The sequence below is a fragment of the Actinoplanes sp. NPDC000266 genome (assembly GCF_042899005.1).
GTDB lineage: Bacteria > Actinomycetota > Actinomycetes > Mycobacteriales > Micromonosporaceae > Actinoplanes.
Map to the genome: position 1 here is coordinate 61,022 of NZ_JBIAZI010000025.1, position 8,428 is coordinate 69,449.

Below are 8,428 nucleotides of genomic sequence, written 5' to 3' on the forward strand. Positions count from 1 at the left end.
CGCCCCCCCCCGCCCGCCCCGGCCCCCCCCCCCCGGCCGCCCCCGCCCCCCCCCCCCCCGCCCGGCGGGGGGGGGGGGGGGGGGCGCCCGCGCCCCCCCCCCCCCCCCCCCCCCCCCCCCCCCCCCCGCCCGTACGGGGTGATGACTGTCAACCGGGAACGGACCGCCGGGCTGCTGGATCCGCAGGACAAGTTCACCTGCCCGACCCTGCTCACCGACAGCAGCTTCGCCTATCTCACGATGCGCCGCAACGACGACACCACCTGGCGGTTCGGTGCGCACGGCTTCGGCCCCGACGCCGAACGACTGACCGGCGAGTTGATCGACCTGTTCACCGTGTGGGATCGCGAGCATCGGCACCGGCCCGGCCCACAGATCACCGTGCACCCCAACGGCACGCCGCTGCCCGGCACGGACAGCCTGCGCCTGCTCGTACCGCGCCGGCACACCACGACCGTGATCACCTGGCCGGCCGACGGAGCCGAACGGTGACCGGCCAGGCGAGCCACCTCGTGATCATCCGAGGCAACAGCGGATCCGGAAAGACGTCCATCGCCCGGGAAGTCCGCCGCCGCTACGGCCGCGGCTGCGCCCTGGTCCAGCAGGACTACCTGCGCCGGGTGGTGCTGCGCGAGCACGGCAGCAACCGGACCCCGACGATCGCCCCAGCGTTCATCACGACCGTCGTGCTGGCCGCGCTCGCGGGCGGCTATCACGTGGTGCTGGAGGGCATCCTGCACACCGGCCAGTACGGGCAGCCGCTGCGGGACCTGATCGCCGAACATCCCGGCCCGACCAGCGCCTTATGGATGGAGGTCTCCTTCGACGAAACGGTGCGCCGCCACCACCAGCGAACCGAGCCGATCCCGGTCACCGCCGAGCAGATGCGCGAGTGGTACACGCCGCTCGACGTGCTCGGGCTACCGTGCGAGCAGATCATCACCGAGTCGGTCGGCTTCGAGGACGGGGTCGAGCGGATCCTGCACGGCAGCGGCCTGGCCGACACCGCCCCGCAAACCCCATGCCCGGTCGAATGCCCCCACTGCACGGCCAAACGCGCGTCCGCCGCCCTGCCCGGCAGCGAAGCCGACTCTGGGGAGGGAGGGCGGCCGTCGTGACCCTTCCTGACCGCGGAAGCGGTGATCCCGGCACCGGCCGACCCGGTGGCGAGGACATCGATGTGTGGGCGGCGATCGGCACGTCCCGGGCGTGGCTCGACGAGCACAACGGCACCGCCGTACCGGAACTGAGCCTGCGCATCCTCAAGATCGTGGAGGAGGCGGGAGAGGCCGCCGCCGCGTGGATCGGCACCCTCGGGCAGAACCCACGCAAGGGCGTCACCCACAGCCGGCAGGACGTGGCAGACGAGCTCGGCGACGTCGCGTTCACCGCCCTGGTCGCCGCAGCCAGCCTCGGCCACGACCCGCACAAGGTCCTCGCCCGCATAGCCCGCAAGGCCACTGCCCGCATCCCCGCCACACCACCGCCGGTCCCCACCGGACGCCCGGAGCGCGGAGCGGACCCGGACCCGGCATGAACATCTCCAACCGTCCCCGAGCCGCACCTGCGGCGGTACCCGCCGACATGGCCGCGCACCGCGCCGGTATCGCCGACCCCGGTTGCGTTCCTAGCGGGGTGGACGTACGCCGGTTCTGGTCGGCTTACACGGTCAGCGCGCTCGGCAGCGGTGTCGGCGCGGGCGCTCTGCCGCTGGCCGCGATCTTGATTTTGCAGGTTTCGGACTGGCAGGTGTCGCTGCTGGCGGTGCTGGCCGGTGTCGCCGGGGTGGCGGTCGTGGTGCCGCTCGGCCCGTTCATCGAGTTCCACCGCAAACGCCCCGCGATGATCGGCGCCGACCTGGCCCGGTTCGTGGCCCTGGCCAGCGTCCCCGCCGCCGCCTGGCTCGACGTGCTCACCTACCCCCACTTGTGTCTGGTGGCGGTCACACAGACCGCGGCGACCATCGTGTCGAACGCCGCGAGCCACCCCTACCTGAAAACACTCACCCCGGCGGAAGATCGGGCCCGGGTGAACAGCCGGTTGGAGACCACGACGTGGACGGCGAGCACGCTCGGCCCACCGGCCGGCGGGCTGCTGGTCTCAGCGACCGGCCCGGTCGCCTCGGTGCTGGTCGACGCGATCAGCTACCTACTGGCCGCCCTCGGCTGGCGGCGCATCCGCACCCCGGAACCGCCCCCACCACAACCCGAACAGCACCACCGGCGCTGGCTGGCCGAGGTGATCGGCGGCTGGCACTACATCGGCACGCACCCCATCCTGCGGCCGTTGTTCGCCAACGCGCAAATCTTCGGCGGCTGCATCATGGCGTCTACCCCGCTGATCGCCGTCTACCTGCTGCGTGACCTGCACTTCACGCCCCTGCAGTACGGCCTTGCGCTCGGGATCCCGTGCGCGGCCGGGGCGCTCGGATCGGTGCTGGCCCCGATGGTCATCCGCCGGGCGGGGCTCGGCCGGACGCTGCTTATTGCCGGGGCCGGCCGGTGTTTGTGGATGAGCCCGATCCTGCTGGCCGGGCCTGGGCCCGGCGGTCTTGCTCTGATCATCGGCGCCGATAGTGCGTTGCTGTTGTGCGCCGGGATCTTCAACCCGGCGTTCGCCACCTACCGTATGGCCGCCACGAGTAATACGCATCTGTCCCGGGTCGTCGGTGCGTGGGCGATGAGCAGCAAACTCGTGCAGCCCGCCTGCATCGCCGGCGCCGGGCTACTCGCCGCGGCAGCGGGGATCCGCACCGCGATTGCGGTGCTGTCGGTGGCGCTGCTGGCCAGCGCCGTCCTGCTGCCGTGGACCGCCTTGCACAGCCACACCGACAACACGGTATCTGAGGAAGGGACACGCTGATGGGCGAGCAAGCATTGACCGGCGGCCGGTTCGCCGCCACGGTCCGTGACGGCGACACGGTCACCCGCCACACCGGGCCGGGCGCGGTCAACGTCCACGCGTTGCTGGAACATCTCGCCGCCCGCGGATTCGACGCGGCGCCGCGCGTGCGGGGAACCAGCGACGACGGCACCCGCGAGCGGCTCAGCTTCCTGCCCGGCACGGCGGGGCACCCGCCGCTGGCGGCCGCGATCCGCTCGGAGAAGGCGTTGCGCAGCGCCGCCCGTACGGTCCGGCGCCTGCACGACGCCAGCATCGGCTTCAGCGCACCGGAACCGGGCCGGTGGGATCGGCAGGAGGTCACCGTGGCGGCCGAGATCGACTGCTTCGGCCACGGCGACCTGGCTCCGTGGAATCTGATCTTCGATGGCGATCAGGTCACCGGGATCATCGATTTCGACTTCGCTGGCCCGTCCAACCGGGCCTGGGACCTGTCCTATCTCGCCCACCAGCTCGTCCCGTTCCATCCCACCGGCGACCTGGAGGGTTTCGGCTGGGACTACGAACCCGACCGGGCCCGCCGCCTGCGGATTCTCGCCGCCGCCTACGACCCGCACCTGCGGCCCGAGGTGCTGGTGGACTACGCGGCGATCCGGCTGCTCGGCATGGCCGCCCACATCCGCGAGCAGGTTGACGCCGGTAACCCCGCCTACGCGGTACACGGCGAACACGACTACGCCGCCGGCTACCGCGCCGCCGCCGCGTACATCCTCACCCACCGCGCCCATCTGATCGGCTGACCTTTCCTATCCCCTCAGCCGCCCGCAGGGCATACCGACAACGACCTTCCAAAGGGTGATCACGTGCAACCGATCCGTACGCGCCACCGCATTCACCGCAGCCACCAGGTGGCCTTGACCGAACCCGCGGTCGGCCGGCACGAGCCGGGCGGGCGGTAGGTGTGCGTAGCCGCGAAGCCACCATCGGCCGGAGCATCGTCGTTGCCTTCGACCACGGCGACGACTTCTTCTCGTCCCTGCGCCAGGCCTGCCAGGACCATCACATCCAGTCCGCCTACATCCCGATCTTCGTCGCCTGTCTCTCCAGCGTCGACCTGGTCGGCACCTGCCAGCGTCTCGATGACTCGCAGGTCCCCGTCTGGGACACAGTTCAACTCCGCAACGTCGAAGCGGTCGGCGGCGGCACCCTGGCCTACGACGACACCACCGGCCAGATCGCCCCGCACCTGCACGTCGCCGTCGGACTCAAAGAACTCAGCGCCACCGGCTACACCAGCCACCTGCTCGACGCGACCGTGCAATTCCTGACCGAGCTGGTCATCGTGGAGATCACCGACCCGTTCCTGCACCGCCGCACGGCACCCGAGCTCTACGACGTGCCACTGCTGCGCTTTGGAACCGGGATTTCATGACCAGCACAGAACGCCGCACACAGCGGCCAGGCCAATGGCCGGAACCCACCGACCCCACCGATGTCGAACGAGCGGCCGTGATGACGCCCGGGGTCGCTACGGCGTGGCGTCGGCTCCGCCGGTCGACGCCACGCCGTGTCGGGCGCCGAACGCAGAAACGAGGATCCCGGAGGTCGAGAGCATGGATATGAAGCGGGTTGTGATCGTCGGGGCCGGAGGGGCGGGCAAGACCGTGCTTGCCCGGCAGCTCGGCGCCATCTTGGATCTGCCGGTTACCCATCTCGACGCGCTGCGCTACGACCGCGCCTGGCGCACCGTTGCGGAGGAAACTTACCGAGCAGCGCAACGGAATCTGGTCAGCGCTGACCGGTGGCTGATCGAGGGAAACAGTCTGGCCTCGCTACCGATCCGCGCGGCCCGCGCGGACACGATCATCGTGCTCGATCAGCACCCGCTGGTCTGCCTGGCCGGCATCCTGCACCGCCGGCTGCGCTACCGCGGCGGCCAACACCCCGACGGGGTCTTCGACCGCATCACACCCGAGGTCATCCGGTACGTGCTCGGCTACCGAAGCAGGCATCTGCCGCGGGTCCTCGCGTGCATCCGCGAACATGGGGCGCACGCCCAGGTGTAGCACCTGACCAGCCGCCGCCAGGCCAACCAGTTCGCCGCCGAGATCGCGCGTGCGCACTCCGTCGGGCTGCGATGACCGGCATTGCCGGCTACGCGGACGATCCGGCCTTCGCCGCGACCATCTTCATTATCTCCGGTTGTCAAGCGAATCTGCTGGCAGATGCCCTGTCGGTATGTCAGTGATGTCAGGCATGTCCGTCGTTGGGGCGGCCAGCGGCGTGTGTCCTCCACGCCATGGTGGCGGTTTGGGTGGCGTCGTATGGGCTGCCCAGTGGTGGGGTGTAGGCGAGGTCGAGGTTGGCGAGGTCGTCGATGGTGGCACCGTAGCTGATGGCGGTGGCGTAGGTGTCGACGCGTTTGGCGATTTCGGCGCCGTGGTGTCCGAGGAGTTGGGCGCCGAGCAGCCGTCCGGTGACGCGGTCGCCGGTGATGCGGATCCGGATGGGTGTCGCGCCGGGGTAGTAGGCCTTGTGGTCGTCGGCGACGGTCTCCACGGTGAGTGGCTGGTATCCGGCCTGGCGGGCGGCGTGGTCACGTAGGCCTGTCCCAGTGGCGACGAGGTCGAAGACTTTGACGGCTTGGGTGCCGAGGGTTCCGGCGAACATGGCGGTGCCGCCGGCAGCGTTGGTTCCGGCGACGCGGCCCTGTTTGTGGGCGGTGCTGCCCAGGGGCAGGTAGACGCGTTGGGCGAGGAGCCGGTGCCAGGTGTGGACGCAGTCGCCGGCGGCGTAGATGTCGGGCAGGTTGGTGCGCATCTGCCGGTCGACGGCGATCGCGCCGCGGATCCCGAGGTCGATGCCGGCCGCGGCGGCGAGGGTGGTGTCGGGGCGTACGCCGGTGACGACCAGGACGATGTCGGCGGTGTAGCTGTCGGCGTCGGTGTCGACGGTGAGCCGGCCGTCGTCGGCGCGGACGGTTCGGGCTTTGGTGCCGGTGTGGACGCTGACCTGCCGGTCGGTCAGGTGCTGCTGCAGGTGGGTGGCGAGTTCGGGGTCGATAGTCGGCATGACCTGGTCGAGTTGTTCGAGGAGGGTGACCTTGATGCCGCGGGCGGTGAGCGCTTCGGACATCTCGGGTCCGATGTAGCCGGCGCCTATGATGATCGCGGTCTGGGCCTGGCGTTGCCGCAGTGAGTGTTGCAGGTCGAAGGTGTCGCCCATGGAGTGCAGGACGTGCACGCCGTCGCTGGCGCCGAGGTGGTCGAGGCCGTTGATCGGCGGGAGGGCCGGGACGGCGCCTGTGGCGATGATCAGTTTGTCGTAGCCGAGCGTTGTGGTGCCGGCGGTGACGGTGTGGCCGTACGGGTCGATGCTGGTGACCCGGTGGTTGAGGAGCAGGCTCAGGCCGGCGGCTTCGAGGTCAGTCGTGGCGCGGTGGGCCAGGTTGCGCCAGTTGGGCACGTCACCGGAGACGTGGTACGGGATGCCGCAGATGCTGAAGTTCGGGTAGGCGTCGGCGACCAGCAGGGTGACGTCGGTGCTCGGGTCCTTTTCGCGGGCGGCCAAGCCGGCGCTAATGCCGGCGTCGCTGCCGCCGATGATGGCCAGGTGCACGCTCAGGCCCTTCCGGCTGCGATGTCGAGTTGGCCGAGCAGGGTGTGCACGCGGCGTTCGAGGTCGTCGCGGATCGGGCGCACGGCGGCCACGTCGAGACCGGCGGGATCGGTGAGGTCCCAGTTCTCGTAGCGGGTGCCGGGGAAGATCGGGCAGGCGTCGCCGCAACCCATGGTGATTACGACGTCGGCGGCCCGGACGATCTCGTCGGTCCAGGGCTTGGGAAACTCGCCGGTGATGTCGATGCCGCGCTCGGCCATGGCGGCGATCGCGGCGGGGTTGATCTCATGGCCTGGCTCGCTGCCACCGGACCAGGCGACCGCACGGTTCCCGGCGAGGTGGGTGAAGAAGCCGAGGGCCATCTGGGAGCGGCCGGCGTTGTGGGTGCACAGAAACAGTACGACGGGTTTGCCGTCGCGGTGGTGGCCCTCGACCCGGGCGAGGGCTTCGAGACGCTGCCGGGCGAAGCGTTCGGCCAGCAGCGGCAGGAAATGCGGGACGGTGCTGCTGTTGGCGAACTGGTCGTAGCTGGAGCGCAGAAACCGTTCGATGGTCTCTGCGCCGTAGAGGTCGGAAAACAGCCGGCCGAGGTTTCCGGCCGCGGTGCGCAGCGCCACCTGCTGATCGATCGACAGATCGCGGTTGTCCGGTGGGATGACGAGATCACTCATCGTGGGCCTCCAGGAGCGCCGAAGAAAGGCTGGCAACACATCCATTACATCGCTCAGCGTTCATTGAGTCAATCTGCGCTGAAATAAACTTGCTTGGTGGGTCAGAAACGGGTCGCCACTCTGGTTGCTTCGACGGGCGGCTCTGGTGCGAATACCGTGCGTGTGCCTAATCTCAGGCGGTGGCAGCGGTTGTCGAGGCTGGCGGTCGGCGAGGCGGAATGGGTGGACGCGGATGACCGAGGGCCAGGCGACCAGGCGGATCTCTGGTGCTGCCTTCAACGCGTTGCGGTCTGCCCTCGCCTACGTGTTCTGGTACAAGCCGACGCTGGAGAAGTATCTGCGGGCCAGTTTGCGGGAGCATCCGGAGCTGCTCGCGGGAGTGAATTTCGGGGTTTCCAAGCGGGAGATCGCCGACGAGATGGTCGACCGGCTGATCGCCGGTGAGCGCGTCTATCACCACGCCACCGTGCAACTGATGGTCGAACTGGCCAACATGGAGCGGTTCCCGGAGCTGGAGCAGCACGAGAACTCGGAGAAATGGCTGCCCAGGGCGCAGGCCGCCGTCGCCGCCCTCAAGACCTACACCGGCGCCTACGAGAATTTGATCAGCGAGCGGGAGCGGCTGGCGGCGGAACGTGCCGCCTACACCCAGCAGGTGGAGTTGCAGCGGCGTTTCGCCGAGGAGCTCGGTGACCTGCGCGCCCTGTTCATGGCGATGCACGCGATGACCGACGTGCACGAGCGCGGCCGGCAGTTCGAGGATTTCCTGAACTCCCTGTTCGCCTTGTTCGACCTGTCGCCCCGGCTGGCGTACTCGCTGGACTCCGAGCAGATCGACGGATCTATCAGCTTCGACACCGATGACTACATCATCGAAGCGAAGTGGACGAAGGACCCGGTCAGCCGGGAACAGGCGGACGCCTTCGCCAAAAAGATCGAGCGCAAGGGCAAGAACGCCCTCGGCCTGATCGTCAGCATCAACGGACTCAGCGAGCCGGCCCGCCGCACCTATGCCGAGGGCACCTGCTTCATGACCCTGACCGGACCCGACCTGTTCGTCATCCTCGAGGGCCGCGTTCCGCTGGACGAGGCACTGCGCCGCAAGAAGCGGCACGCCAACGACACCGGCAGCTGCCACCTGCCCGTCAGCGACATGTTCTAGCTGCGCGCGCCGGCTCGGAAGGTCACAGCTCTAGGAATGAGGCGATGAAGCGCTCGGCGTCCAGGGCCGCGGCACAGCCCGTGCCGGAGGCCGTGATGGCCTGACGATAGGTGTGGTCGACGAGGTCGCCGGCGGC

The 8,428-nt window shown here is 69.4% G+C and carries 10 protein-coding genes and 1 pseudogene; 8 read left to right on the top strand and 3 right to left on the bottom strand.

What is annotated here, in order from left to right:
• Positions 1-141 precede the first annotated feature (141 nt).
• The 7 genes from ACFY36_RS51315 (at position 142) to ACFY36_RS51345 (ending at position 4,907) form a co-directional block, all read left to right on the top strand.
• A complete protein-coding gene (locus tag ACFY36_RS51315) occupies positions 142-492 on the top strand; it encodes a hypothetical protein (RefSeq protein WP_499753241.1) in 351 nt (116 codons plus the stop codon).
• Complete coding sequence (locus ACFY36_RS51320) at positions 489-1,118, top strand: AAA family ATPase (protein ID WP_499753242.1); 630 nt, start codon at positions 489-491, stop codon at positions 1,116-1,118. Before ACFY36_RS51315 ends, ACFY36_RS51320 begins: the two co-directional genes overlap by 4 nt.
• Positions 1,115-1,537, top strand: a complete 423-nt coding sequence (locus tag ACFY36_RS51325) for a pyrophosphohydrolase domain-containing protein (RefSeq protein ID WP_499753243.1) — start codon at positions 1,115-1,117, stop codon at positions 1,535-1,537. Before ACFY36_RS51320 ends, ACFY36_RS51325 begins: the two co-directional genes overlap by 4 nt.
• A complete protein-coding gene (locus tag ACFY36_RS51330) occupies positions 1,534-2,862 on the top strand; it encodes an MFS transporter (protein WP_499753244.1) in 1,329 nt (442 codons plus the stop codon). Before ACFY36_RS51325 ends, ACFY36_RS51330 begins: the two co-directional genes overlap by 4 nt.
• Entirely contained in the window at positions 2,862-3,641 is a 780-nt protein-coding gene (locus ACFY36_RS51335; protein ID WP_499753245.1) for a phosphotransferase enzyme family protein, read from the top strand. Before ACFY36_RS51330 ends, ACFY36_RS51335 begins: the two co-directional genes overlap by 1 nt.
• Before the next feature lie 161 nt (positions 3,642-3,802).
• On the top strand, positions 3,803-4,273 hold the full coding sequence (locus ACFY36_RS51340; RefSeq protein WP_499753246.1) for a PPC domain-containing DNA-binding protein: 471 nt from the start codon (positions 3,803-3,805) through the stop codon (positions 4,271-4,273).
• A gap of 181 nt (positions 4,274-4,454) precedes the next feature.
• On the top strand, positions 4,455-4,907 hold the full coding sequence (locus ACFY36_RS51345) for a P-loop NTPase family protein (protein ID WP_499753247.1): 453 nt from the start codon (positions 4,455-4,457) through the stop codon (positions 4,905-4,907).
• 184 nt (positions 4,908-5,091) lie between these two features.
• Here ACFY36_RS51345 and ACFY36_RS51350 read toward each other — a convergent pair whose 3' ends face one another.
• Positions 5,092-6,459, bottom strand: a complete 1,368-nt coding sequence (locus tag ACFY36_RS51350; protein ID WP_499753248.1) for an FAD-dependent oxidoreductase — start codon at positions 6,457-6,459, stop codon at positions 5,092-5,094.
• A 2-nt stretch (positions 6,460-6,461) separates the two neighbouring features.
• Positions 6,462-7,130 (bottom strand): arsenate reductase ArsC, encoded by a 669-nt coding sequence (locus ACFY36_RS51355; RefSeq protein WP_499753249.1) that lies wholly within the window; start codon positions 7,128-7,130, stop codon positions 6,462-6,464.
• Between the two features lie 232 nt (positions 7,131-7,362).
• Here ACFY36_RS51355 and ACFY36_RS51360 point away from each other — a divergent pair, with 232 nt between their 5' ends.
• A complete protein-coding gene (locus ACFY36_RS51360) occupies positions 7,363-8,292 on the top strand; it encodes a restriction endonuclease (protein WP_499753250.1) in 930 nt (309 codons plus the stop codon).
• Between the two features lie 22 nt (positions 8,293-8,314).
• Here ACFY36_RS51360 and ACFY36_RS51365 read toward each other — a convergent pair.
• Positions 8,315-8,428 (bottom strand): annotated as a pseudogene (locus ACFY36_RS51365) (thioredoxin-disulfide reductase); the annotation flags it as partial.

What these genes read in the sequence shown, in the direction of transcription:
- ACFY36_RS51335 (WP_499753245.1), top strand. Translation starts at nt 2,862, where the DNA reads ATGGGCGAGCAAGCATTGACCGGCGGCCGGTTCGCCGCCACGGTCCGT.
- ACFY36_RS51360 (WP_499753250.1), top strand. Translation starts at nt 7,363, where the DNA reads ATGACCGAGGGCCAGGCGACCAGGCGGATCTCTGGTGCTGCCTTCAAC.
- ACFY36_RS51345 (WP_499753247.1), top strand. Translation starts at nt 4,455, where the DNA reads ATGGATATGAAGCGGGTTGTGATCGTCGGGGCCGGAGGGGCGGGCAAG.
- ACFY36_RS51330 (WP_499753244.1), top strand. Translation starts at nt 1,534, where the DNA reads ATGAACATCTCCAACCGTCCCCGAGCCGCACCTGCGGCGGTACCCGCC.
- ACFY36_RS51315 (WP_499753241.1), top strand. Translation starts at nt 142, where the DNA reads ATGACTGTCAACCGGGAACGGACCGCCGGGCTGCTGGATCCGCAGGAC.
- ACFY36_RS51355 (WP_499753249.1), bottom strand. Translation starts at nt 7,130, where the DNA reads ATGAGTGATCTCGTCATCCCACCGGACAACCGCGATCTGTCGATCGAT.